18 protein-coding genes and 3 rRNA genes are annotated in these 26,703 nt (G+C 51.0%); 8 read left to right on the plus strand and 13 right to left on the minus strand.

Going from position 1 to position 26,703, the window contains the following annotated elements; genetic code table 11:
- Positions 1-148: 148 nt before the first annotated feature.
- Entirely contained in the window at positions 149-1,975 is a 1,827-nt protein-coding gene (locus ACZ5BI_RS05255) for an InlB B-repeat-containing protein (protein ID WP_278613120.1), read from the minus strand.
- Positions 1,976-2,451: 476 nt separating this feature from the next.
- On the minus strand, positions 2,452-3,201 hold the full coding sequence (locus ACZ5BI_RS05260; protein WP_278613122.1) for a reverse transcriptase domain-containing protein: 750 nt from the start codon (positions 3,199-3,201) through the stop codon (positions 2,452-2,454).
- 209 nt (positions 3,202-3,410) lie between these two features.
- Here ACZ5BI_RS05260 and ACZ5BI_RS05265 point away from each other — a divergent pair, with 209 nt between their 5' ends.
- Positions 3,411-3,647 carry a hypothetical protein gene (locus tag ACZ5BI_RS05265; protein WP_024058656.1) on the plus strand — a complete coding sequence of 79 codons (237 nt, stop codon included), beginning with the start codon at positions 3,411-3,413 and terminating at the stop codon, positions 3,645-3,647.
- A gap of 63 nt (positions 3,648-3,710) precedes the next feature.
- Here ACZ5BI_RS05265 and ACZ5BI_RS05270 read toward each other — a convergent pair whose 3' ends face one another.
- The 3 genes from ACZ5BI_RS05270 to ACZ5BI_RS05280 all read right to left on the minus strand — a co-directional run bounded on the left by ACZ5BI_RS05270 (position 3,711) and on the right by ACZ5BI_RS05280 (position 5,596).
- Positions 3,711-4,865, minus strand: a complete 1,155-nt coding sequence (locus tag ACZ5BI_RS05270; RefSeq protein WP_278613124.1) for a pyridoxal phosphate-dependent aminotransferase — start codon at positions 4,863-4,865, stop codon at positions 3,711-3,713.
- A gap of 154 nt (positions 4,866-5,019) precedes the next feature.
- Positions 5,020-5,415 carry a hypothetical protein gene (locus ACZ5BI_RS05275; RefSeq protein ID WP_238128174.1) on the minus strand — a complete coding sequence of 132 codons (396 nt, stop codon included), beginning with the start codon at positions 5,413-5,415 and terminating at the stop codon, positions 5,020-5,022.
- Positions 5,408-5,596 carry a hypothetical protein gene (locus ACZ5BI_RS05280; protein WP_038108911.1) on the minus strand — a complete coding sequence of 63 codons (189 nt, stop codon included), beginning with the start codon at positions 5,594-5,596 and terminating at the stop codon, positions 5,408-5,410. Before ACZ5BI_RS05280 ends, ACZ5BI_RS05275 begins: the two co-directional genes overlap by 8 nt.
- A 266-nt stretch (positions 5,597-5,862) precedes the next feature.
- Here ACZ5BI_RS05280 and glgX point away from each other — a divergent pair, with 266 nt between their 5' ends.
- From glgX to treZ, 3 genes are read left to right on the plus strand one after another with little or no spacing between them, the layout of a single operon-like run.
- Positions 5,863-8,007 carry a glycogen debranching protein GlgX gene (gene glgX, locus ACZ5BI_RS05285; RefSeq protein ID WP_464895791.1) on the plus strand — a complete coding sequence of 715 codons (2,145 nt, stop codon included), beginning with the start codon at positions 5,863-5,865 and terminating at the stop codon, positions 8,005-8,007.
- Positions 8,008-8,018: 11 nt separating this feature from the next.
- The gene (gene treY / locus ACZ5BI_RS05290; RefSeq protein WP_412585295.1) at positions 8,019-10,538 is read left to right on the plus strand and encodes a malto-oligosyltrehalose synthase; all 2,520 of its coding nucleotides are present in this window, start codon (positions 8,019-8,021) and stop codon (positions 10,536-10,538) included.
- Positions 10,539-12,338, plus strand: a complete 1,800-nt coding sequence (gene treZ / locus ACZ5BI_RS05295) for a malto-oligosyltrehalose trehalohydrolase (RefSeq protein WP_316087090.1) — start codon at positions 10,539-10,541, stop codon at positions 12,336-12,338.
- Between the two features lie 72 nt (positions 12,339-12,410).
- Here the strand turns inward: treZ and ACZ5BI_RS05300 are convergent, their stop codons facing one another.
- On the minus strand, positions 12,411-13,754 hold the full coding sequence (locus ACZ5BI_RS05300; RefSeq protein WP_412585296.1) for a carboxylate--amine ligase: 1,344 nt from the start codon (positions 13,752-13,754) through the stop codon (positions 12,411-12,413).
- 219 nt (positions 13,755-13,973) lie between these two features.
- On the opposite strand from ACZ5BI_RS05300, the gene ACZ5BI_RS05305 reads away from it, so the two are divergent.
- Both ACZ5BI_RS05305 and ACZ5BI_RS05310 read left to right on the plus strand, forming a co-directional pair.
- Entirely contained in the window at positions 13,974-14,549 is a 576-nt protein-coding gene (locus tag ACZ5BI_RS05305; protein ID WP_316087409.1) for a DUF3000 family protein, read from the plus strand.
- Entirely contained in the window at positions 14,546-15,745 is a 1,200-nt protein-coding gene (locus ACZ5BI_RS05310; RefSeq protein ID WP_464895792.1) for an HRDC domain-containing protein, read from the plus strand. The genes ACZ5BI_RS05305 and ACZ5BI_RS05310 overlap by 4 nt, the downstream gene beginning before the upstream one ends.
- A 105-nt stretch (positions 15,746-15,850) precedes the next feature.
- Here the strand turns inward: ACZ5BI_RS05310 and rrf are convergent.
- The 3 genes from rrf to ACZ5BI_RS05325 all read right to left on the minus strand — a co-directional run bounded on the left by rrf (position 15,851) and on the right by ACZ5BI_RS05325 (position 21,047).
- A 5S ribosomal RNA gene (gene rrf, locus ACZ5BI_RS05315) occupies positions 15,851-15,967 on the minus strand.
- Between the two features lie 165 nt (positions 15,968-16,132).
- Positions 16,133-19,217, minus strand: a 23S ribosomal RNA gene (locus ACZ5BI_RS05320).
- A 292-nt stretch (positions 19,218-19,509) separates the two neighbouring features.
- A 16S ribosomal RNA gene (locus tag ACZ5BI_RS05325) occupies positions 19,510-21,047 on the minus strand.
- Together the 16S, 23S and 5S rRNA genes form the textbook arrangement of a ribosomal RNA operon.
- Positions 21,048-21,090: 43 nt before the next feature.
- Between ACZ5BI_RS05325 and ACZ5BI_RS05330 the strand changes: the two genes are divergently transcribed.
- Positions 21,091-21,333, plus strand: coding sequence for a hypothetical protein (locus tag ACZ5BI_RS05330; protein WP_464895793.1), 243 nt, complete (start codon positions 21,091-21,093; stop codon positions 21,331-21,333).
- 218 nt (positions 21,334-21,551) lie between these two features.
- On the opposite strand, the gene ACZ5BI_RS05335 is transcribed toward ACZ5BI_RS05330, so the two are convergent.
- The 3 genes from ACZ5BI_RS05335 to ACZ5BI_RS05345 are packed head-to-tail and all read right to left on the minus strand — an operon-like array spanning position 21,552 to position 24,691.
- Positions 21,552-22,457, minus strand: a complete 906-nt coding sequence (locus tag ACZ5BI_RS05335) for an alpha/beta hydrolase (RefSeq protein ID WP_464895794.1) — start codon at positions 22,455-22,457, stop codon at positions 21,552-21,554.
- Between the two features lie 22 nt (positions 22,458-22,479).
- Positions 22,480-23,292: an alpha/beta fold hydrolase gene (locus tag ACZ5BI_RS05340; RefSeq protein ID WP_316086354.1), complete on the minus strand. Its 813-nt coding sequence runs from the start codon at positions 23,290-23,292 to the stop codon at positions 22,480-22,482.
- Between the two features lie 25 nt (positions 23,293-23,317).
- Positions 23,318-24,691 (minus strand): sugar porter family MFS transporter, encoded by a 1,374-nt coding sequence (locus ACZ5BI_RS05345; protein ID WP_316086352.1) that lies wholly within the window; start codon positions 24,689-24,691, stop codon positions 23,318-23,320.
- Between the two features lie 342 nt (positions 24,692-25,033).
- Between ACZ5BI_RS05345 and ACZ5BI_RS05350 the strand changes: the two genes are divergently transcribed.
- On the plus strand, positions 25,034-25,804 hold the full coding sequence (locus ACZ5BI_RS05350; protein WP_316099318.1) for a FadR/GntR family transcriptional regulator: 771 nt from the start codon (positions 25,034-25,036) through the stop codon (positions 25,802-25,804).
- 53 nt (positions 25,805-25,857) lie between these two features.
- On the opposite strand, the gene ACZ5BI_RS05355 is transcribed toward ACZ5BI_RS05350, so the two are convergent.
- Positions 25,858-26,664, minus strand: coding sequence for an alpha/beta fold hydrolase (locus ACZ5BI_RS05355; RefSeq protein WP_316086348.1), 807 nt, complete (start codon positions 26,662-26,664; stop codon positions 25,858-25,860).
- Positions 26,665-26,703: the final 39 nt, after the last annotated feature.

The raw sequence follows: 26,703 nt of genomic DNA on the forward strand, positions 1-26,703 counted from the left end.
AGAAATACTATCCGGGTAGATATACAACCAACTACATGACCGATCCCTAGTTTAACCACATAGCCTAGGAAGCTTGAGGGGAAGACCCTAAAAGAATCTTCCCCTCAAGCTCTAGGCTATTTTTGGCTAGAAAGCCGGTTGACTACCATCAATTCTGCCTACGGCGGCGCGCTAAAACAAGCCCCATCCCAGCGGGAATTAGAACAGCAGAAGCTAGGCCAAGAGCCCCCATGCTCGTACCAGTTTTTGGCAGGTTTTTGCCGGTCTTCGGCTGGGTCTTAGTATTATTTTCGCGCTGATCCTGGTAGACCTTGACGGCAATTGAATCAACGGTATTTCCTTGAGCATCCTTCACTGTCACAGTGATAGTGTCGCCTGCCTTCGCTTTCGGATCAGCCGTCACTGTGATTGAACCATCCTTATTCAACTCTGCCTTTCCAGGGCCATCGGTGCTCACCATTGTTCCCTTCTGAACCGGACCGCCGGTATTCGGGATATTCACGTCGTTTCCAGGAGTGACCTTAGAATCATTCCACGCGGGAGCTGGGAGCGGCTTATACGTAGCTTTAAGAGCCACCGCGCTGGCCGGCATGGAGAATGTAGTCTGCTCAGCACTCTCGTCAAGGCCAGCGGGCAGAGAGGTGTTATCTGTGGCCACCCACTTGTCGAATGTCTGACCCGCGGGAGCAGTATCGGCCTTAACAGTCACATCCGCGTCAGCAGCGATAGCTGTCTTGTCGTCCGTGAATGCTTTGTTGATCGCAAACTTTCCATGCGAGGCCACACCGTTGGTGACCGTAATCGGGAATACCTGGCCGACAGTAATCGGCATGGACTCAGTTGGAACGATTGTCTTTTTAGAACTCGAATCCTCGTTTAAGAACTGCCCAAGTTTTAGATACGATCCAGGGTTTTTTTCATCAGGTATAGGATTCTGATAACGCAGATTAACTGGGGAGATACTACCAATTAGAACGTTTTCATTAGTCGAACGGGGCAAGCATCCAGGAGCTCCGCCTTCCGTAAAATTCACAGAAGCCTTACCCGAGTAGTCACAGTAAACTGGATACGCTTTACTCTCAACCCATGACCATTCTTCCATGGAATATGAATTGCCAGTCGTGGCGAGAGTCACCAGCTTGGTCGTATCAAACAATACGCGACTCTCACTGCCTTTAACATTCCCTGCTAAAAGCGTTCTGTATGCCGTCTTATCCTTACAGGTGGAATTAATCGTCTGGGTTAGACTCGCGTTCCCGAGAATCTGAACATCATTCGTATGGCGCATGAACTCGCCAGGAATCTTTTTATCTCCGGAAGCAGCAGCGCACGCACTTTCTGCGGTAGACATTTTCATATTCACGGAACCAGACTTGAACACCAGCGGCGAGTTCTTTGCCTGGGAATTGTAGAAATGAATGACATTTGTAACAGAAGTAGCATTTGTTGCGCGAGTTTCCAGCGTCAACGAAGCATCGTCATCACCAACAAGCTCAAGTCCACCCGCGTCATGTTCGCCGCTATTTTTTAACATGAACACCGCGGATTCCGCAGTAACGCCACTACCAAAATTGGTTGCGAGGTGGTTAGTCCCTTCAAATTTGACGGTTACTTTCTTTTTGGTTTCAAAGAGTACGACTCGCGTGCGTGCGTTCTGATCTTTGGGATTGCTGGCTAACTTATCGTCTTGGGAAGCTACAACTTTCGAATTATCGTAATTACGCAGTGTCAGAGTTGCTGTAGCCGGGTCCCAGCCCCACCCGTTCTGACCGTCAGGAAGGACAACTGCCTTCGTCTGTTCAGTGAACGGAAAATTGAACGTATCAACCTTATTTCCCTTATAACTTACAATGGGAGAATCGGGACCGTTGGGGATCTCGTTACCTGCCGCTGGTGGATCAGCAGCTAACGCAACCCCTCCGGGCAATACAAGCGCAAATACAGCGCAAACTGCTGCCACATTTGAAGCAGCCAACCTTAGACCTTTCATGGTAAAGCACCTTCTTAGTATTGGAATTGGGGATATACTACGGGTCGGAGTTTATCAGAAATATTCTCGTTTTAACCCAAAATATTAACTCCGCACCCAAATATCGCGTTGTATCGAGATGAGAGTGAAAGTAACTATCAGAAGTCCGAAAGGTGAAAAAGCCCGAAGGCTTTTTCATTAGTAAGGACGACGAAATAGTGCGTAACACGAAGTTTTGCTGGCACCAATATATGCAGGTCTCAGGTTTACCCTGGGGTCTCTATTTATTTTGAGCCCGGGAATCGAATGGAGCCGCGGGGAATCGAACCCCGTGAGGGCTGGTGCGGGAAGGTTGCGAACGCGGGCTGCGCGTTCGCCCTCGCCAGTAGGATTTTTGCGGTTATTGCCAAATTTATTGAGCTTCTACCAAAATCGGGATCACGCGTAGTTGTCGCATCGGCCTTCGGAAAGCAGTGCGGGAATTATCCCGTTACTTCACTAATCGACAATGCCCTTTTCAAGTTTGTTTCGCGTGTTTCCCCGTACCAATACTCAATTCCCTTCGCAAAAGCGATTAATCCTTGCAAATGGTTTAGGAAACTCAACACTGGGGGCGGGTTACCTTTGGAGTGCGCTACGTGTTGCTGAAGCCCAAATTTAGCAATTCCGTGTATGTGGTAGTCAATATTTTTCTTGAATGCGGTATCTAGACGAACACGGTCATCCACTTGCAGACCCAAAATCAGCTTCTTAGACCCGGGTGGCACTACCCTGGTTTTGCCTTGGTTTAAACGAAAACCATGTTTTAGTACGGCCCGATTAACGTCGCGGATGATTAAACCTGCGAAGGTGCGGTCAAAATGTTCATGGTCAGGCCGCGGGGAGAAAAACAAGTCATCACAGTACCGCGAATATCTTAAACCGTTATACAGCGCGAAAGACACAAGCTCTTTATCGAGTTCACCGGCACAAATATTGGCGATAATCCCCGATGTGGGGGCTCCCTGCGGAAGTACCCCCCGAATGATCTTCCCCGCGCCGTCTCGATACCTCGGGTAGGGACCATCGCTGCTATCTATTGATATTTCGAGCTTCGTGTAGTTGCGCGCCGCCGGGGTTATTTCGAACTTTTCGTTATATAGCACCTGAATATTGCGTCTTATATTCTTATCCGGCAGGAAAGTTGTCAGGCGCGCTAATTCAAACGCTACAAGGTCTTTATACCCAATCACTCTAAAGAGTTCATATACCCGCGCCTCATTTGTAAAGATACCGGGCGGGAATCTTAGTCGGAAGATATCTTCCGCAACTCTTTTCGCAGAATTACGATAGTTGCGCTTGCTTTGCGGGCAAGGACGAGAGCAATAAGGTAGCAATTAATGTATATCTGGCGAGAACCTATTCAGGATAAAACCGCACACTACGTTGAGGAGCAGCATCAATGATGGGGTACCTAGACGCCTGGGACATGGTTCTTGCCACCATGAGCAAGGCGGGTCGCACCGACCTACTAGAAAATCTAAAAGAGCTGGAAATCCATGATGGCCCCGATCTTGATCTGGCACTCGATTGGGCAAGCGCCGCGGGCGTCTCACTATCGGATGAAATAGAGAAAATAACGCGGGAGTTAGTTGCTGTCGGTGATCTGGAACCAGAGGCTCTAGAAGCATTCGATTAGCAACAAGTCAACCTATGTGCGCACGCCCAACTGCCTCAGGAGGACGACAAACCGGTTACTACCTCAGCTTAAAGTGGCGATAGTACGTAAAACTTTGGCGGCATTTTTGCGGAAAGAATCTGGCTGTAACAGTAGTGAAAGGCTGATGGTACCGCTGAAGGGTAAGTCAAAGAAGTAGCCGGGCTGGCAGTAGATTCCATATTCTTTCAAGAGGTTTTCGACGAGCTCGTCCTCGTCAATATGGGAAGGGAAGCGCAAGAGAACGTTCCAGCCTCCCTGCGGGGACATCACCGTTACCGGACTAACTGGATCCTCCCCTACCAAACTTTGCAAGGTGTCCAAGTTGGCAGCGCAACGCTCGCGAGTTCGCGCCGACTGAGACGGAATTTCCTCCAAGAAGTCCGGCAACTGCGCGGCCAAAATATCACTGAACGGCAAAAACGCATCCGCGATGATATCTAAATACGCTTTCGCCTCCGCTACTTGCGACTCCGGGCCCGATACCTCCAGCCAAGCAACTTTAGCTCCCGGCGCGCATAGATTTTTCGATAACCCGTCGAGGGCGAAGGTGAGGATTTGACCGCAGCCGGCCAGGCGGGCGCGAGATTGCGGAGCCGCTGGCAAGGAGAAGTTAAAAAACACCTCATCGACGATCAGGGTCAGATTATTTTCACCGCAGTAATCCAACAGTAGCTTTCGCTCTCCCCTATCCAAATAGGCGCCGGTGGGATTGCCAGGATTGATGACCACTAGGGCTCGCGGACGTGGGGAAACACCAGCAGCAGGCAGGGAGAGCGGATCCAGTTCCCACTTCCGCCCTAACCAAGCAAAACTATAGGACGCTACCTGCACATTTTCTAAGTTAGCTAAGGCCTCTATTAGCGGATATCCCGGAGTAGGCGCCAGCACTGCCTCACCGGGATCACAAAGCAGTTTCATTAGCCAGCTATATCCTTGCGAAGTGGAACTGAGCAGATATAGGTTATCGGGGGCAACCTCGCGCTGATCCCGCTGGGAAAGGAAATCGGCGAGGGCGCGACGCGCGGCGCCTGACCCGCGCGGATCAGCTTGGTAGGGATGCTCTGTATTGCCCAGCCCATGACGAGTGGGGTTCGAGTCAGAGATGTTTATCAGCTGCTGCCCCTGGGCGCGCCGTTTCCCAGCCGCCAAGGTAATGGCGTTGGGCTCAGAAAGGCTAACTCGCCGTGAAAAATGCATCACTCCTACTCTATGACGATCCGTAGCTCCCCCGCATCGCCGCTAAAGTTTCCGCGTTTACCAACCGGGGAGATGGAATATCCATATGCGGTAGTAACCTCAAAAACACACTCTCCCCGACCACATACCGCTAGTGGAAAATCTAAGCGCTGATTCACGAGCGAGAAATTTGGGAAACTCTTCCTTTAGTGATTCCCAGTAATTGCGCGATATCAGCAACCTTGATTCCCTCTGCCCGCATGGAATCCACCAAAGTCTTTTGGGTGCGCTTCAATCTGGCGGCAATCTGAGCTGCAGCCGCCTGACTCTCTTGAATTTCAGCTACTTCTTCCCCTATTTTCCCATCAATAGTTATTTTCACCGGAATTTTCGAAAGTTCTGGACGTTCTAGAGCCTCTGCCCAGATACGAACCAAATCTTCCGCCATAAATTGAGCTTCTTTCAAGGTTTTCCCTTGGGTGGCATGTTCTTTCCCGTCAATTTCAACAAATACTGCCCACCATTTTCCATCTCTTACGGCCCGGGCTTGAATTTCTTTGTTGTTACCCATTCTCTGCCTCCTTAATGATTGCCTTAGCGGTCATTTCCGATATTTCACGGTGACGGGGAACCGTTATCATTTGCTCACCGATAAATACTTTCGAGTGAGAACCACCCTCTTTTACGACCAGGGATTCGCCGCGCTCACTGGCTATTTTCTTTAGCTGCTTCTCCAAATCCCGACGCTTCAAGCACTAAGTATAGTTAGTTAAACTAAACAAATAAAGCACACTTAACAAATGTTTTCTGTGAATCCGTAACCGTTTGCTCAACTACCTCTAACACTAGGACGGGCGAAAACTGCTCCTTGCGGTGGATAAAGCTCGGTGTAAATCCGGAGTAAATGCGGCGGTTTTCCATCGTAGACAGAAGGATGCCGGAATGTGGGAATTACCCCAGGATGAGTTAATAGGCGCGACTGACTGCTAAATGGCGCGTTTTGTGACAACCTAGATGTATGGAAATTTGGCCAGGGAAACCGTATCCGCTCGGCGCTACCTATGACGGTGCCGGGGTAAACTTTGCAGTATTTAGCGAGGTCGCAACTAAAGTCTATCTTTGTTTAATTGCAGAAGATGGTAGCGAAGAGCGCATTGAGCTCCGCGAAGTCGACCACCATGTGTGGCATTGCTATATTCCGGGACTGCGAGATGAGCAGCGTTATGGTTTCCGGGTAGAAGGCCCTTACGATCCGGAACAAGGACACCGCTGTGATGTCAACAAGTTCCTCCTGGATCCTTATGCGAAGGCCACCGATGGCACCGTGGGAGCCAAGCAATCACTCTATTCCTATGACTGGAACGACCCCAGCCAGCCTAACCACGATGATTCCTTACCCGATATGGCGGTTTCGGTGGTAACTACGCCCTATTTTGATTGGGGAAATGACCGCCCACCCGGACACGATCTCCATAAACTCGTCATTTACGAGGCGCACGTAAAAGGCTTCACCAAGCTTAATGAACAGATTCCGGAAAAAGAACGCGGCACCTATGCGGGGATCGCCAACCCGGTGACCATCGAATACCTGAAAGAACTGGGGATAAATGCTATTGAACTGATGCCCGTACACCAGTTCGTTAATGACTCCACCTTGCAAGAACGTGGCCTGTCAAACTATTGGGGATATAACACCATCGGGTTTTTTGCTCCCCACGCCCAGTATCGTTCGCAAGATGTGGTTGATGGACAGGTTCAAGAGTTCAAGCAAATGGTGAAAAATCTCCACCAGGCGGGGATTGAAGTAATCCTGGACGTGGTCTATAACCACACCGCCGAAGGCAACCATATGGGGCCAACCTTGTCTTTCAAGGGGCTAGATAACGCCTCCTACTATCGCCTGGTAGAGGACGATAAAGAACACTATTTTGATACCACTGGAACCGGAAACTCACTGCTCATGCGTTCGCCAGCAGTGCTGCAACTGATTATGGATTCCCTGCGCTATTGGGCAATCGAGATGCACGTAGATGGTTTCCGCTTCGACCTTGCCTCTACCTTGGCACGCGAGCTGCACGATGTGGACAAGCTGTCGGCATTTTTCGATATTATCCACCAAGATCCGGTGCTTTCCCAGCTAAAGCTAATCGCCGAACCTTGGGACGTAGGAGATGGCGGCTACCAGGTAGGCGGATTCCCCTCCATGTGGAGCGAATGGAACGGAAAATACCGCGACACGGTTCGTGATTTTTGGCGCGGCAACTATGCCACGCTACCTGAGTTCGCCTCCCGTTTCTGTGGCAGCGCCGATTTATATGAACAAAGTGGACGCCGCCCGAATGCCTCTATTAACTTCGTAACCGCCCATGACGGTTTCACGATGCGTGACCTAGTTTCCTATAACGAAAAGCATAACGAAGCTAACGGAGAGGACGGGGGTGATGGGGAATCCCACAACCGCTCCTGGAACTGCGGGGTGGAAGGTCCCACCGATGACCCGGAAATTAATAAACTTCGGGCGCGTCAGCACCGTAACTTCCTGACTACCCTATTCCTCTCCCAAGGGGTACCGATGCTGCCTATGGGAGACGAAGTAGCCCGCAGCCAAAAGGGAAACAACAATACCTATTGCCAAGACAATGAACTCTCTTGGATGGATTGGTCCTTCGAGGATGCTGATGAGGACGACTATCGAAATAAACTCCTAGAGTTCACCAAACACCTGATTAAGTTCCGAAATGACCATCCGGTATTCCATCGCCGCCGTTTCTTTGCCGGGGCTCCCTCGCGCGGCGGGCAATCCGATCTGGGCGAGATCAACTGGTTTGCTCCCAATGGACAAAAGATGACCGAAGAAGCCTGGAACAATGAAGAAGCACGCTCCCTGATGATTTTCTTAAACGGGGAAGCGATTCGCGAACCGGATTCGCGCGGACAACGCATTGTTGATGACTCTTTCCTGTTGCTATTTAACGCCGACCCGGAGCCTTGCACCTTCCAGATACCGGAAGGGCACGGTTCCGGCTGGAAAATCGCGATCTCCACTATGGAAGACCTTCCCGGCAGCGATACTGAAGAGGAAATCGAATATGGAGCTAATGACCAACTCGAGCTGCTAGACCGCTCGGTAGTGGTACTTATCCGCGAAGTAGTGGAGGAATAAGGAGAACCTCGATGAACAGTCAGCATCCCCACCTGCCCACTCAGGGAAAACATCTCCCTATCAGCACTTATCGCCTGCAGCTGAGCGAAGATTTTACTTTCAAAGATGCCCGCGAACACCTGGGATACTGGCGGAACCTGGGAATCACCGATCTATTCCTCTCCCCCATTTTGCAAGCGGTCCCCGGATCGATGCATGGCTATGACGTAGTAGACCACACCCATATTTCTAAAGAATTGGGTGGGCGTACCCAGTTTGAAGAACTCGCCGATGCCGCCCACCAGGAAGGATTGGGACTGGTTGTCGACCTGGTTCCTAACCATATGGCGGTACCGACTCCAGTCTGGATTAACCGCCCGATGTGGTCAGTGCTCAAGAGGGGGAAGGAATCCCCCTATGCTCACTGGTTCGATATCGATATTGATCAACCGATTCTGATGCCCGTCCTCGGAAAACGAATCGGGCAAGTTTTAGCTGACCAAGAGCTCAAACTAGAGCAGATGGTAATTCCTACGGAGCCCGAACGGGGCGAGCAGTGGATTCTGCGCTACTATGACCACTATTTCCCAGTGGCTCAGGGTACCGAATCCCTGCCACTAGAGGTATTGGTGGAACGGCAACACTATCGCCTGGCGCATTGGAAAGTAGCTGATGAAGAGCTCAACTATCGCCGGTTCTTCGACGTCGACACCCTAGCGGCACTGCGGGTAGAAGAACGCGACGTATTTGACTCTACCCACGCCTTACTCCTGGAACTGTTCAACGCCGGCTACATCGATGCCTTCCGGGTGGATCATCCCGACGGATTAGCCGACCCGGCCGGCTATTTCCACTGGCTCTCTGAGGCCACCGGGGGCGCTTGGATCGCGGCAGAAAAGATTCTCGAGGACGCCGAACGCTTACCTAGTGACTGGCCTATTGCTGGCACTACCGGGTACGACACTTCTTGGCGGCTAACCGCCCTACAGGTCGACCCTCGCGCATCTTTGCCGCTAGGAACCCTAATGCAGACTTTGACGGCAGATTCGCCCTCGTCCTATCCGCAAATGCAGCGCGAAGCCAAAGCCCAGATTATCGATACCTCCCTGGCAGCGGAAGTCCGCCGTATCGGACAGTTAGTATGGAAAATCTGTCAAAATGATTTCCGTTTGCGGGATTACACCTTCCGTTCCCTGGTTGATTGTTTGCGGGAACTGATTATCGAAATGCCTTGCTACCGCGCCTATGTGACGGTAGGGAATCCTGCCCCCGCATTATCGCGAGAAATCGTAGCGGCAGCGGCTAAGCGAGCACTACGCTACCTGAATACCGAACATGCTGACACCATGGCGGTGGTAGTTGCCCTGGTGCTTGGAGATGAAACGGGATCTGCGGCTTTGAAAGTAAGCGACCTGGATCGGCAAGAATTCTTGGTGCGTTTCCAACAGGTCTGCGGAGCAGTCATGGCCAAAGGAGTAGAAGACACTACTTTCTATCGCTGGACTCACCTGCTGTGCCTAAATGAAGTAGGTTCTAACCCGCAAGCTTTCGGGATTTCTGCCGATAATCTGCATCTATTCGCGCGCGATATTCAAACTAACTGGCCAGCTACCATGACCACTAACTCTACGCACGACACTAAACGTTGCGAGGATGTGCGTATGCGTCTGGCCATTATCAGCCAGTACCCGACGCTTTGGGCACAAATTGTTTCCGACCTGCGAGATGTAACTCAGCCTTACCGTCCTAATGACCTGGATGGACGCACCGAAAATATGCTGTGGCAAACCCTGATCGGCACTTGGGATAATAATGGACCGATCTCTTCTAAGCGGCTGCGCCAATATTTAGTAAAAGCGATTAGGGAACAAAAATCTTGGACTACCTGGACTGCTCCGGATGAGACCCGTGAAAACGAGCTCCTTGATTATGCCGACCAGATTATATGCGACCCCAAGGTAGCTGATATTGTTTCTCGCTGGCACGGCGAAACCGAGCAAGCTACTCGCTACACCATCGTAGCTAATAAGGCTTTACAACTAACCATGCCTGGGGTAGCTGACGTTTATCAAGGTTCAGAAATCACCCAAACATCGTTGGTGGATCCTGATAATCGCCGACCCGTTGATTTCACTGCGCTAGCTAAAAGACTTTCCCATCTGGATCAAGAAGGCTTAGATCACGCGGCAGGCTCAAACCTAGATGATTTGAAGCTCAATGTTACGGCAGCAATCTTACGGCTACGGCGCCGCCGCCCCGAGTGCTTCGTATCTGCTACCGCTACTTATGAGGCACTCGCCCTCTCTACTGGTTACGCGGTAGCTTTTGCGCGCGGAACCGAAGAAGCGGGCCCCCAAGTTGTCACTCTTGCCCGTCGTCTTTCCGGGGTGCTCTCCCGATATCAAGGAGATTTCCGCCCCGAGCATACCGTGGTGCTCCCGGAAGGATCCTGGAAAGATATTTGCTCAAATGAAGTTTTCCCCGGAGGAATGCAAAGCTTGGAAGAGCTGCTATCTAAGCGGGGGGCACGGATACTGGAGCGGGTGGAATAGATGGATTTAACTCCTTCGGATCTAGATTTTGAAGGCTTGCCACCTTGGGAGCTTAAACCCGGATGCGGACGAGTACCGCTATGGGCACCGGACAAAAAACAGATAAATCTGCTGGTAGGATCACCAGAAAGACCGCGAAAAACCCCGATGGTACAATATGGTTCCTGGTGGCTCGCTCCGCGTCCGCTACCCAACGGGACTACCTACGCCTTTGAAATAGACGGAAAGGGGCCGTTCCCTGACCCCCGGGCGCGCAGGTATGTTCCCGGTAGTGAACTTTGGGTACAAACTGCCGATATTTCCGCTATCCAACACTCCTCTAGCTGGCAACCCGATGGAAAACTTCTAGGTAGGGTCTGGTACGAGCTACATATCGGAACTTTCACCGCCCAAGGAACCCTGCGAGCAGCCATAGAAAAACTCCCCTATCTCGCAGATTTGGGAGTCGAGGTCATCGAACTAATGCCAATAGCGGTTTTCCCAGGCCAGCGCGGTTGGGGGTATGACGGGGTTGGCCTGTATGCCCTCTTCAATCCCTACGGCACCCCGGAAGATCTGGTGGCTTTTATCGATGAGGCACACAACCTGGGAATCGCAGTTGCCCAAGACCTGGTATTGAATCATTTGGGTTCTTCCGGAAACTATTTAAGTCAGTTTGCTCCTTATTTTTCTAACCGTCACGAGACTCCCTGGGGCGATGGCTATAACCTAGATGGTTCCGATTCCGGCCCAGTTCGAGATTTCTTAATTGGGGCGGCTGTGGCTTTGCTGGCTGACTATGGGTTTGACGGTCTACGCCTAGATGCGGTTCATGAAATCCAAGATGATTCCAAGCTGCATCTTTTAGCGGAACTTTCCCAAGAAGTTCACAACCTTTCGGAGGAGTTGGACAGACCGCTAACTCTAGTGGCAGAATCCGATCTCAACGATGCCCGCATGGTCACCGCAGTTGATGAGGGCGGATACGGAATGGATGGACAATGGGATGACGATATCCACCACGGTATTCACGTAGCTTTCACCAGAGAAACCCAAGGCTACTACGAAGATTTTGCTGATCCTGCGGCGCTAAGCAAAATATATTCGCAGGTGTTTTACCATAACGGTACTTACTCTAGTTTCCGGGGCAAGAACTGGGGGGCTCCAGTTCCGGCAGATATGGAACGAAACCGTTTCTTTGGATTTGCTTCCAACCATGACCAGGTAGGTAACCGCGCTTTAGGGGATCGCCCTAGCGAAAAGCTCTCCCCCGGGTTACTGGCTGGTCAAGCAGCTTTGATTCTAGCCTCTCCGTTTACGCCGATGCTTTTCCAAGGGGAAGAATGGGGCAGCCGTTCTCGTTTCCAATTCTTCACCGACTATGCAGATGAGGGAATTGGCAAAGCCGTAGATGAGGGTAGAAAACGAGAGTTCGCCTCCCATGATTGGGAGAAAATTTATGATGGCGAAGTGGAAGTTCCTTCCCCTCAAGCTCTTTCTACTTTCCTTAACTCCAAGCTGCTCTGGCAGGAGCTTTCTGAGGTCGAGCATATAAAGATGCTCGCCTGGTATCGACACTTGATCGCGCTGCGTCGCGAGGGCGTGTTTGCTGATTTTATTTCTTTGGAGCGCCAGAACAGGCTACTGGTATTAAAGACAGAGCATGCTCAGGTCATAGTAAATCTGCATCACAGCTGTGCTGATATCAGCGATTTAGTCGCGCAGCTGCCGCAAGGTGACTACATATCGTTCACTAACGGGAAACTGGAGAATCCTCCCGCGGAAATCCTAGGTGAAGACACCCTGCTAATAGTTGGTTAGCGCCTTGTCACGGCCTTGCCTTTGGGAGGCTCGTAGGGATTCTTCAGCGGTCTGGCCGACCAAGCCAGGTGGCTAGGGCTGGGTTAAGGCAGCAGTATCGAGGGAGCGGGTTTCCCCCTGACGGAACTTAGCTGCCGGGTAATTACGGTGATACTTTCTCCAGTGATTTTCCCGGGCAATCATCACGTAGGCAAAGCGCTTCAGGCCACGCAGACTAAAACCGAAATCCGCCGGGTAGAACAAGGGATCATGATTTTTCTTCAGGCGGTAAAGAGTCTTAATTTTCTTGCCCATCTGTTTATCTACATACCGCAGCACTAGCCGTTTGGGCAGAATCGAATAGTAGACTCGCTTTCCTAAACGTTGCGGGGCTATCGCTTTCCCCTCCACGACGTCCTCGACAAAAAACCTCATGGGATTCATTCCGGCAGAGGTGTTGTAATAGGAGTTCCGTCCAATACGGGGATTTACTTCGAAGCAATAGGCAATCCCCGTGCGGGAATCTACCTTAAAGTCAAAGTTGGCGAAGCCGTGCCACCCCACTCCCTTCAGGAAGCTACTTACCTGCTCATAGAGGCGGGGATAGGGTTCGGTAATCATCGCCACTGGGTTACCGAGGGCAGTGGGAGAATGATCCTCCAGTAACACTTGGGCTGATCCCAACATAGTTACCCGTAAGTTTTGATCAACGTAGGCAGTCACCGAGAGATTAAAGCTGTCGTTGCCTTCCACCCGGGGCTGCAGTACGAAGCGGCGGGCATGCGGATTGTTATGAGTATGTTGATAGAGATTGCCGAGTAAGGTTTGGGCTTCTTCTTTATTGGAAACCGTATAGACTTTCGCTTTGCCCGGCCATTTAAGACGCTCGTAACCGGCGCTGGTAGCCGGTTTAATAATCCAAGGGAAAGGCTGATTTACCTGCTCAAGTTTAGCTAGTTCGTCCTCTAGCGAACCGGAAAAATCAATTTCTAAAGTTTGCGGAACATTCAAACCATGCTCGGCAGCCAACAGCGGAAACTTTGCTTTATCGGAGGTATCTTCAATAATCTTCAGGGAGGGGAAGGCAAACGCGTAATATTTCCGCAGCTCTTCCTCTCGGCGCATAATATCGCGCACATTGGAGTCCATATTGGCAATCAGCAGCAGCTTTTTTCCTGGATACTCTTTTTGCAGCTGCGGTCCGATAGCAATCAAACCTTCTATAAGCGGCATTTCCGAGTCTGGATTGGGCAGGGCATTGGGCTCGACTAAGCGAGTATCAATAATGCCAGATGCCATTATTGGCCCCAGAACTTGCAGCGTGAGCAGCGTTGGTTTCACCTTCCATTTCTCGTGAAATGAACGCGCCAAAGCATAAGCTCCGATATCGGTTCCTGGGATAACCGGTTGAAACCCTATATCCTGTTTTCCTGCCACAGTGCCTCCCTAAGATTTGAGCCACTCAATGCTATCAAATCTTACTCATTGCCCCGGAGGCCACTCGAATCTTATTGCCAAGAAGCGTTGCTTATCCCATCACAATATCTGATCAAGAAATCATTTTCCCAACCGGATAATTGGTATGTTTACAGCTAGGTCGGTTGATTATCGGCGTGGCAGTGAGTTTAGGAGAGGTTTCCTGCCTACGCTGAAATGGTGAATCAAAAGACACCTGCAGAGTTTACCGATGCTCTGCTCACTTTGCGGGAAGCCCCCTATGATTCTCATGTTACGGTCAGTGAGATTTCGGCGCCGCAAGGAATTGCGCCTTTTGCTGCCGCTATCCGTATGGATTGTGAATCTTTGGAGACCATTCCTCATAGTGGAGGCGCCGGAAGGCTAGTGATTCTTTATGACCCCCAGGAACAACCCGGGTGGCAGGGACGATTTCGGCTAGTTACGATGCTTGGTGCGCATGTAGATGTAGATTTAGTCACTGAACCGCTGGCTGACCAGGTTTGTTGGTCATGGTTTACCGATTTTTTAACCCAGGCAGATGCCAGTTTTTTCCAGGCTGCCGGGTCAGTTAGCCGCTCTCATTCCGCCAGTTTTGGCGAGTTAAAAAAACGCTCTGAATCGGCAGAAATGGAATTGCGTGCCTCCTGGACACCTCTAGAAAATAACTTGGCGCCCCACGCGGCCGCGATATCGCGGTTATTAGCGATGATGTCGGGTTATTCGGTGGAAGTTAGCGCTGGAATATCTCGCCTAGGGCAGGTAAAGCTGGTATGAGCGAAACTCTTTACCGTCCCCGGCTGGGATCGGTTCCCCTAACTGATAACCAGCAGCAATACCGGGAGTGTCTGCGCGAATATAGCAATCCTGGCCAATACGTGGCTTTTGATACTGAACGCGCCAGCGGAATCCGTTACCTGGACAAAGCCTATTTGATCCAGGCGAAAGGGCAGAGCGCTCCCCTGGTTTTACTTGATCCTCTGGCTCTGGATGATTTATCGGATTTTAGCGCTGTCTGCCAAAACAGTACCTGGGTGCTGCACGCCGCCAAAGAAGACCTGGAATGTATGGAGTGGGCAGGTTTAGTAGCACCGCGTCTATTCGATACTCAGATCGCAGCGAAACTATTGGGGTATGAACACGTGGGACTGGGGGCAGTTACCGAGGAAGTGCTAGGGGTAAAACTAGCCAAGAACCATACTCGGGAAAACTGGTCATTGCGTCCCCTCAAACAATCATGGCTCGATTACGCGGCCCTGGATGTGGAGTACTTGGTGGAGCTCGCCTCAGCGTTAAAAGAGCGCTTGAAGGCCGCAGGGCGTCTATCTTGGGCTGAACAAGAGTTTTCCTATACATTAGCCAACTACCATCGTCCGCGTGGTAGCGAACCTTGGCGGCATTTGAAAGGTGCTGGTAAAGCCCGTTCTCCTCGCCAGCTCGGCTTGCTGCGGGAGCTTTACAATAAGCGCGATGAAATCGCACGTGAAGCTGATTTAGCACCCCATCGGGTGCTACCTAACCGCGACCTGGTAGACTTAGTCTTACAAACTCCTACTTCCTACCAAGAGCTATCACGCCGTTCATTTATGAAGCGCCGGCAACTACGCCGTCATGCCCGGATTTGGTGGCAGGCTATAAAAAAGGTACGCGATCTACCAAAAGACCAATTACCGGGGAGAGAACCCCCGCGAAAGCTTCACGAAATAACCTCGCTAGCAACTTGGGAAAAAATTGATCCGGCTCGCGCTGAGCTTTACCGCCTACTTAAAGAGGACGTATCTACCTGGGCACAAGAAAATCAGATCTGGGCAGAATTGGCACTTTCTCCTAGCGCTATCCGGCAGGTAGCGGCATATTGGGAACCGGGTAAAGATCTGCAAAATCTGTTAGAAACTGCAGCTGCTCGGGACTGGCAAATAGCGCATTTCGAATCTCGTTTCGAGCAGCTATGCTCTGCTTGGACAAAACGCTAGCTTTTAATTTTCGCAATATATAAGTTAATAACTTAGCTAATGAAAGATAGAAAGGCAGGGTACAGAAACCAAGATTGGTTTTTGTACCCTGCCTTTTTAAAATGGTTGTGGTGGTTTCTTACTCTCCCGCGCTCGTTGGGGCGTAGTACCATCAGCGTTGCCTAGCTTAGCTTCCAGGTTCGGGATGGGACTGGGCGTGTCCTAGGCGCTATGACCACCACAAGACTATGTGTTCAACCCCCGTGCTTGTTGCTAACTTGTTTTGGTTAGTTTCCTTTTTTTGGGGGGTACCGTTCTTGTAGACGGTGTTTGAGAGTGGGTGTGAGCGTCTTCGTGACGATTCGTATTGTGGAATGCTTGAACACACGGTGTGTTTTAGTGTTGTGATTTGTTTTTTAATGGTTGTTTAGTACCAGTCAGCTTTGCGTTTTACAACGTGTACACTTCTGGCCTATCTACCCAGTAGTCTGCTGGGAACCTAAAAGACCTCATCTTAAAGCAGGCTTCCCGCTTAGATGCTTTCAGCGGTTATCCTTTCCGAACATAGCCAACCAGCCATGCACCTGGCGGTACAACTGGCACACCAGAGGTTCGTCCATCCCGGTCCTCTCGTACTAGGGACAGGACTTTCTCAAGTCTTAACGCGCGCAGCGGATAGGGACCGAACTGTCTCACGACGTTCTGAACCCAGCTCGCGTACCGCTTTAATGGGCGAACAGCCCAACCCTTGGGACCAACTCCAGCCCCAGGATGCGACGAGCCGACATCGAGGTGCCAAACCATGCCGTCGATATGGACTCTTGGGCAAGATCAGCCTGTTATCCCCGGGGTACCTTTTATCCGTTGAGCGACAACGCTTCCATAAGCCATTGCCGGATCACTAGTTCCTACTTTCGTACCTGCTCCACCCGTCAGTGTCACAGTCAAGCTTCCTTGTGCACTTACACTCGAACCCTGATTACCAACCAGGATGAGGAAACCTTTGAGCGCCTCCGTTACCATTTAGGAGGCAACCGCCCCAGTTAAACTACCCACCAGGCACTGTCCCTAACCCAGATAATGGGTCCAGGTTCAGATAACCAGCAACATCAGAGTGGTATTTCACTTGCCGACTCCACAACCACTAGCGTGACTGCTTCAACGTCTCCCACCTATCCTACACAAACACAACCAGCCACCAATACCAAGCTATAGTAAAGGTCCCGGGGTCTTTCCGTCCTGCTGCGCGTAACGAGCATCTTTACTCGTAATGCAATTTCGCCGAGTTCGCGGTCAAGACAGCACAGAAGTCGTTACGCCATTCGTGCAGGTCGGAACTTACCCGACAAGGAATTTCGCTACCTTAGGATGGTTATAGTTACCACCGCCGTTTACCGGGGCTTAAATTCACCGCTTCGCCAAAAAAGGCTGACAGCTCCTCTTAACCTTCCGGCACCGGGCAGGCGTCAGTGCGTATACATCGCCTTACAGCTTCGCACGCACCTATGTTTTTGATAAACAGTCGCTTCCATCTTGCTATTGCACCCCACACCCCCTAGAACAGAAAACGCTCTTCAAGGGGTGGGGCCTCCTTCTCCCGAAGTTACGGAGGCAATTTGCCGAATTCCTTAACCACGATTCACTCGCTCGCCTTAGTATTCTCTACCCAACTACCAGAGTCGGTTTAGGGTACGGGCGGAAACACACCTCACAACGCAGCTTTTCTCGACAGTACAGACCAACCCTGTTATCAACCCAAAAACGGGCCTCACCATCACCCCTCACCATACACGCCTTCCGGATTTGCCTAGAAGACAGGCTACAGGCTTGAACACGGTAAACCACCACCGCGCCAGGCAATCTCACTGTGTCACCACGAAGCTAAAACACTCAAACCAAAAACCCAAAACCCAACGACCCTTATCAACCCGAAGGAAGACAAGAACCGAAAAGGGCGTCAAGCTCAAAAGAAAAAGCGCTATATACGGTCTGATCCCGGTAGCAGAATATCAACTGCTCAACCATCGACTACGCCTGACGGCCTCGCCTTAGGACCCGACTAACCCAGGGCGGATAAACCTTCCCCTGGAACCCTTAGTTTATCGGCGCCAGCGATTCTCACACTGGACTCGCTACTCATGCCTGCATTCTCACTCCCACACCACACACGACCCATCACCAGGCCGCTACAACAATGCAGGACGCTCCCCTACCCCACAACACCAAAAGCATTGTAGTCACAGTTTCGGTGGCATGCTTAAGCCCCACTACATTATCGGCGCACAATCACTCGACCAGTAAGCTATTACGCACTCTTTCAAGGGTGGCTGCTTCTAAGCCAACCTCCTGGCTGTCAACGCAACTACACATCCTTTTCCACTCAGCACACACTTAGGGACCTTAACCGATGATCAGGGCTGTTTCCCTCTCGACAACGAAGCTTATCCCCCGCTGTCTGACTGCCCCACCAACTTAACGCGCATTCGGAGTTTAGCAGATCTCAGTAACCAACAAGGCCCATCAACCAACCAGTAGCTCTACCACACGCAAGCAAAAAATGGAACGCTATACCTAAATATATTTCGGGGAGAACCAGCTATCACGGAGTTTGATTGGCCTTTCACCCCTACCCACAACTCATCCCCCCAGTTTTCAACCTAGGTGGGTGCGGTCCTCCACGACGTTCTACCGCCGCTTCAACCTGGCCATGGGTAGATCACCCCGCTTCGGGTCTATGCCACGCTACTATTACGCCCCCAGGACTCGGTTTCCCTACGACTACCCCACAACAGGTTAACCTCGCAACGCAACATAACTCGCAGGCTCATTCTTCAATAGGCACGCCACCACCACACCAACCCCCGAAAGGATCCCGCGGCTCTGACGGCTTAAAAACGCTTGGTTTCAGGAACTATTTCACTCCCCTCCCGGGGTACTTTTCACCATTCCCTCACGGTACTAATCCACTATCGGTCACCATGCCCGTCCAGGCTTACCCAATGGTCTGGGCAGATTCACACGAGATTCCACGAGCCCCGCGCTACTCGGGAACAAAACCCAACGCCACGCATGCACAACCAGCTACCCGACTCTCACGGTCTACGGCCAGGCATCCCAACCTGTTCACCTCGCACACACAAAAACGCTCCAAGAACCGGCAGATTCTCAACGATTTCGTCCCACAACCCCGCCTACGCAACCCCTGCCGAGTATCACACGCAAACGGTTTAGCCAACACCCGCTATCGCTCACCACTACACACGGACTATCTCACAAAAGGCGGTACTAAGATGTTTCACTTCCCACCCTACCAACACACACCTATCAAAACTTCAGTGCGCGCCAACCACACACAACTATGGTCAGGTTACCCCATTCGGAAACCCCCGGATCAACGCACGCTCGCTAACTCCCCGAGGCTATCGCCAGCCACAACGTCCTTCATCGGCACACGATGCCAAGGCATCCACCAAACGCTCAAAAACAAAAAACAAACCAATAAACAAAAAACACCAACCACCCCAAAAAACAGGGCAGTCAACGAACAAGATTCTCACAAAAAAAGCATCACAAAGACACTCACATCCACTCTCCAAAAAACAAACAACCAACCCAAAAAACCCCAAAACCAACGGCCTTGAAAGTCAATGAGCCAAACAAACAAACCCAAGGAGCCTGATTGTTCCTATACCCGACAGCCCCCCAAAACCAAACCCAAAACGATTAAGCCCTGGGGGGAAAGTGTTTCCTCGTTCCGCTTGCGCTTAAAAATAAAATCTCCCTAGAAAGGAGGTGATCCAGCCGCACCTTCCGGTACGGCTACCTTGTTACGACTTCGTCCCAATCGCTAGCCCCACCTTCACCCGCTCCCCCTCAAAAAGAGATAGGCCACAAGCTTCGAGTGTTACCAACTTTCGTGACGTGACGGGCGGTGTGTACAAGGCCCGAGAACGTATTCACCGCAGCGTTGCTGATCTGCGATTACTAGCGACTCCACCTTCACGGGGCCGAGTTGCAGACCCCGATCCGAACCAAGACGCCCTTTAAGAGATTCGCCCCACCTTACGGTATCGCAACCCTCTGTAGACGCCAATGTAGCATGCGTGAAGCCCAAGACATAAGGGGCATGATGATTTGACGTCATCCCCACCTTCCTCCGAGTTAACCCCGGCAGTCTCCCACGAGTCCCCAACACAACTTGCTGGCAACATAGGACAAGGGTTGCGCTCGTTGCGGGACTTAACCCAACATCTCACGACACGAGCTGACGACAACCATGCACCACCTGCACACCAGCCAAAAAGGAAAACCCATCTCTGGGCCAGTCCAGTGCATGTCAAGCCTTGGTAAGGTTCTTCGCGTTGCATCGAATTAATCCGCATGCTCCGCCGCTTGTGCGGGCCCCCGTCAATTCCTTTGAGTTTTAGCCTTGCGACCGTACTCCCCAGGCGGGGAACTTAACGCGTTAGCTACGACGCAGAAGACAAAAAAGCCCCCCACACCCAGTTCCCACCGTTTACAGCATGGACTACCAGGGTATCTAATCCTGTTCGCTCCCCATGCTTTCGCTCCTCAGTGTCAGTAACAGCCCAGAGACCCGCCTTCGCCACCGGTATTCCTCCTGATATCTGCGCATTCCACCGCTACACCAGGAATTCCAGCCTCCCCTACTGCACTCAAGCCAGCCCGTACCCACCGCAAACCCACAGTTAAGCCATGAGCTTTCACGACAGACGCAACCAGCCACCTACAAGCCCTTTACGCCCAATAATTCCGGACAACGCTCGCGCCCTACGTATTACCGCGGCTGCTGGCACGTAGTTAGCCGGCGCTAATCAACCCCTACACTCAACACACCCACTAGCATGCCTTGTTCAGAGCAAAAGAAGTTTACAACCCGAAGGCCTTCATCCCCCACGCGGCGTCGCTGCATCAGGCTTGCGCCCATTGTGCAATATCCCCCACTGCTGCCTCCCGCAGGAGTCTGGGCCGTATCTCAGTCCCAATGTGACCGACCACCCTCTCAGGCCGGCTACCCGTCAAAGCCTTGGTAAGCCATCACCCCACCAACAAGCTGATAGACCGCGAGCCCACCCTTCACCGAAAAAATCTTTCCCACCCACCCCATGCGAGGCAGACAGAACATAAGGTATTAAACACCCTTTCAGGAGCTTATCCCAAAGAAAAGGACAGGTTACTCACGTGTTACTCACCCGTTCGCCACTCTCACCAAGGATGCAAGCACCCTTGGATCCCGTTCGACTTGCATGTGTTAAGCACGCCGCCAGCGTTCATCCTGAGCCAGGATCAAACTCTCCAACAAAAACCAAAAACAAACCCACCAAAAAACAGCAGGCAAAAAATCAATGATTCAAGCCAGAAAACAATCCAGCAAAAACAAACACCAACAATCAAAAAACAAAACGTTCCAAAATCATCAGCATCAAAAAAACAAAAAACAGAAAAAACCAAAACACCCAACCAAACAGCCAGGCACCCCAGTCAATCCCACACAAACAAAACAAAAAAACACACTATCGAGAACACAAACAACCAAACCACAAACCAACCAAACTGGCCGATCAGGATTCGTTGCAAGCAAAAAATAATCGGCGGAAAACTCGGTTCCCGCCGGCTTCGTCGCTCAGCAACGAATACAAAGTTACCGTCCCAACGCCCACGGGTCAAACCAGATTAGGCAAAAGTAAGAGAGACCACAATAGTTCTGATTTCCACCGTATTTTCCATTATGGCGTTGAAAAAGTACCTGCCTTTTTAGGGCTGCTGGGATTAAATAATCCAAACAAGCAGCAAATGCCGCTAGGGGCTAAATCCCCGCTGATTTTAGCGCGTTAATCACCAGTTCGCGTGCCTGCTGGGCAATCGCCGGGCCTTGCAGCCCTAATACACCATGGCAGGTGCCTGGAAGCAGCGTTAGGCGCACCGGAACATTACTTTCCGTTAGTGTCTGCGCAAATCTAATATCTTCATCTCGCAAGGGGTCGCATTGGTTGGCTACCAGAAAAGTTTCCGGCCATCCCGATAAGTCAGTGGCTCTGCCGGGAGCCGCATAAATATCAGCCTCCCCTCCACCAAGATAGGCTTTCCAACTGGCTTTAGCGTTAGGCAAATCCCATACCGGAGTGTCTTGTCCGCCTTGCATAGAGACTGTTTCCAGCCGATCATCTAAAACTGGCTCAATTAGAAACACTCGGTCAGCAAGTGCTATCCCCTGGTCCCGACTGAATAAGGTTACTGCTGCCGCCAGATTACCTCCGGCGCTATCCCCATAAATTACACTCGGAAGCGCCGGAAACTCTGCTTTCACCCATTGCCAGCCCGCCACGCAGTCCTGTAATGGCAAAGGATAGGGATTCTCGGGGGCGAGGCGATAATTGGGGCTAACAACGCACTGGCCAGTTTCTGCCACTAGCTGTCCGTTCCAGCCATCATCATAGCGAGCTTGCCCCGCAATCATTCCCCCACCATGAATGCTGTAGATAACCCCTTGCGGTTCGCGGTTTTCTGGGCGGAATACTCGCAGTTCAACCTGGTAACCGTCTTTACTTTCCACCTGCATTATTTCCCGGGTGATACCGGCAGGTAACACAATCTCGCCACTGAGCATTTTTTCGCCCGCTGCCCGCATTGCCGGCGGATCCCACGCCATTTGGGGTGGAACTGTGTCAAGAACCGCGGCTATCTCGGAATCTAAAAGTATTTTGCTATCCATTATTCTCTTCTCCGTTGAAACTCTAATGATCTAGACTGGCTAAGAAATCGTCACAAAGCGCATAGAACTCGGCTTCTTTTTCCCGGCGTACACAGTGACGGGTTCCCGGAATAATCACCGTCTTTAAGTTATGGTTGCCCAGGTTTTCGATTTCTTTTAGCCGCTGCGACCCTATCAACACGTCCTCACCATCGGAGGTAATCAGCAAGGTCGGCATCTTGAGTGAGCGGGCAATCTGTTCCCAAGGCTGCCTCGGGCTAACTTCGCCGAGGGCAACAAAATCTAAATCGACTTGCAGTTTACCCTGTAACCAGCCGCAAGCTTCCGCGAGCGACCAGCTGGAATAGTCTTTGCGGTTTTCCGCTAATGCCGCGGACACTTCGGCTCGCATCCATTTAATTCGTTTCACCAGTTGTGCTGCGCCTTCTTTATATTGGGTAGCCTGCTGTGGCGTTAGCCAGGCAGGTTCTTCCAAAATCAAGGCTTTAACTAAATCTGGTCGCCAGAACGCTACCGCGCTCATAACTGCTGCCCCCATTGAGTGCCCAATTAATATAGCGGGCTCGCCAGTGTTAAGGTGCTCAATCGTGCATATCATATCGGCGACTTCGGTAGCTAGCGGGTCGAGCAGGGCTTCGCGGCTAAAACGAGGCGACAGGCCATGCCCGCGCGCATCTACACAGGCTACGTGGTAATCGCTTGACCAGTATTTTTGCAGGCTAGCTAGCGAGGACGCATTATCGGTAACCCCGTGGGTAGCGATAATCAGTGACCTATCTGCAGCTCCCGCCGTGGTATAGGCCAGCATCTGTCCTTGCGGAAGTGTCTTTTCCATAGTATTTACCTTAACTTTTCGCGCGTTAGCTGGCGTAGTCTCGTTCAATTTCTTCTAGGGTTTTACCTTTGGTTTCCGGGATAACTTTCAACGCAAAAATCCCTAACGCGGCGGAGGTTAGCGCGTAGACCCCGAAAGTTCCCGGGCCACCGAAGGTTTCAAATAGGCTAAGGAAAGTTAGGGAGACGATAAAGCTCATGGTCCAGTTCACGCCGATAGTTAAGCTCATCGCGGTACCGCGAACGCTCAGGGGGTAAAGCTCGGAAGCAATAATGAACACTACCACGTTCAAGGTGGAGGCAACTGCCGCGATATAACCAAATACGCAAATTAAACCAATAATTGCACTGGTAGTTCCCTGACCTCCTATAGCTAAATCAATCGCCAACCCAGCTAGGAAGATGGTCATTAGGAAAGAGCCGCTGGCCAGCAGCCGAGTACGCCCAATCTTGTCTACTAATGCCATACCGATAAAGGTGGCAACGATATTAATCGCCCCCATACCCACGGTGGCTAGAATTGCGCTACTATCGCCTAAACCTGCTCCTTTAAAAATAGTGGGGGCATAGAATACCACCGCATTTACGCCGGTTAGCTGTCCTAGAATCTGCAGACCGATTCCGGCGATTAATACCCGGCGCAACCGGCGCTCCCCCAAGGCGCGAAAGCCTACGTTTCCTTGTTCCCCGCCAATCGAAGCCTTAATTTCAGTTAGCTCGTCCTCTACGTTTTGACTTTCCCGAACGCTTTGCAGAACCTGCCGTGCCTTATCGACCTGCCCATCTAACACCAGCCACCGCGGCGATTCCGAAAGAGTGATGATACCGATACCAAATAGCAGCGCCGGGGCTATCGAAATCCCGAACATCCAGCGCCAATCGTAACTTACGCCGTGCAGCGCATAGTTCGCGATATAAGCAATCATGATTCCGGTGACAATCATCAGCTGGTTGAGCGAGACCAAGCGTCCGCGAATATGGGCGGGAGCTAGTTCCGAAATAAACACCGGCACGATATTGGAAGCAGTACCTACCCCTAAACCAAGAATTACCCGCGCCACGATCATTACCGGAACATTGGGGGCAAAAGCCGCGATGATTGCCCCCAAGACGAAGATTGCAGATGCCGCAATTAATACCGGTCTCCTGCCGAAACGATCAGATATTCTCCCGGCGCTGAGCGCCCCAATGGCTGCCCCTACTACCAGGGAGCTAACCACCATTCCTGAATGAATAGCGTCCAGGTTAAAATCTTTCGTCATCGAGGGAAGAGCACCGGAGATGACTCCGCTGTCATATCCAAAAAGCAGCCCTCCCAGAGCAATCACTAAAGTTGCCCAAATTACTCGTTTACTTGTTACCTTATTCGCTTGCTCGCTTGATTCATCTGATAAATTCACGATTTACCTCTTTTGTAGAATCGACTGCTCCAGATGATGTCCTGGTCTAAACAGAACCGGATAGCACCATCACTCCGAACACCTGATTGAAACTCAGATACCAGGCAAGTTTAACATAACATTAGGTCAAGCTGAAATTACTAGAGCAATCAAGCATGAGTAACATCAGTTTTTTTGGAGCAAACCTGCAAAAAACAGGCAGTTTTTTGCTTATCCACATTACAAAGCGAAAGCGTATTGCATCACTTCATCATGCCCTATAGCATAGCTATCATCAGACAACTACCGTTCAATGGGGAATGATAATCTACTAAACGAACGCAGTTGCAACAGAGGAATCATATGGACAAGACAGTTACCCCCGAATCAGTCTCCACAGTGGATGATTACCGGCGCTTACTACAGAACAAAAAAAGCTTGGAGGATCCTAGCTCACGGTCTAAAGGTGCCCTGGCTGCGATAGAAAGTTTCATACTTGAAGAGCATTTACAACCCGGAGACCCGCTACCTACGGAGAACGAACTGTGTGAACGCTTAGGGGTTTCCCGTTCTTCCGTGCGTGAAGCCTTAAGGCAGTTACAGGCTTTAGATATTGTTACCGTTCACCAAGGACGCGGAACCTACGTGGGAGAAATGTCTTTACGTCCTTTTGCTCAAATGATGGTGTTGCGTTCTTCGCTAAAATCTACCAGCCTGACTTCCTTAAAAGAAGTTGTGCAAGTTCGCCAAACTCTAGATATTGGGTTAGCCCGTGAAATAGTAATGAAAGTGGCTGGAAAGCAGCTGACTCACTTACATCAGCTAGTTGACACTATGGTGGAAAAAGCTCGTAACGGTCAGGAATTCTTAGTTGAGGACATAGAGTTTCACACTGGTCTAGTGTCCGAATTGAACAACATCCTGCTGGAAGAACTAATGAACTCCCTCTGGCTGGTGCACATGTCGGTACTTCCTGTCTTGCCGGCTGCCGGGAAAGAAAATATGGTAGCAACTGCCAAGGCGCATGGAGCTATGCTCAAAGCCGCTGAAGCGGGAGACACATTGGGATACATGGCCGCGGTACAAGACCACTATTCGCCTTTAATAGAATCCATTGAGGCTCTGCCCGCTTAAGCCAGTTTTCTACTTCCTGCCATGAGGGCGAGTATCGCTACAACCCCTCTCCCCTAACTACGGTTTTCTTCCGCTTCCGCCCATTTAATCAGATAGGGATCTATTAACCGGTTGAATTCTTGGGGTTTGTTGCGCCGTAGCGTATGTTCACAGCCGGGAATATAAACTGTTTCCACATTCCGATTAGCTAAAGCATCGGTTTGTGCTAACCCGGTTTTCCCTACGATATCTGATTCTTGATCGGACGAAACCACCACCAGGGGAACCGTAATTTCTTGCACCAAGTCTTGCCAGTTTTCGTTAAAACTAACCACTCCGGTTCCTATCAGTCCTGAATCTGCCCGGAGCTTTCCAAAAACCCAACCAATCATGGTATCCCCCGGCCACCAGGGACGCCGCTTTCTCCCCCAGTCATAGGCCACCATCGGGTCTTGCCAGGATTCAAGTTGGCTAAGAGCAGTCGGAATATTAGTGACATAGTTTTGACGGTAGGTTTGCGAAAGCCACGCCGGATCTTCTACTACCGCCCCTGCCACCAGTTCCGGGTGGCGCGCAGCCAGTTTGGTAACGAGGGCCCCTCCCATGGAATGCCCCACGAAAATAGCTTTTTTACCAAAGGTTTTTTCGATAAACTGCACCGCGTGCACCAGGGCAGAATATGAAGCCTCGAAAGGATCTTCTAGCTCTTGGTCGGTAAATCGAGGCGAAAAACCGTGTCCTTTGTGGTCTATTGAAACCACTAGGTAACGGGACTTTAAATGGTCAATATAATCCGCCCAGGCAATCGCACAGTCTTCTACTCCATGAACCAAAATAATTAGAGGGCGCGTAGGATTTCCCGCTACCAGATAACTAAGCATTTTTACTCCTTGCTATGGTGCTCTGCTTTTCTTGGCTAT

This window comes from Varibaculum sp. GTC20041, from assembly GCF_055387755.1.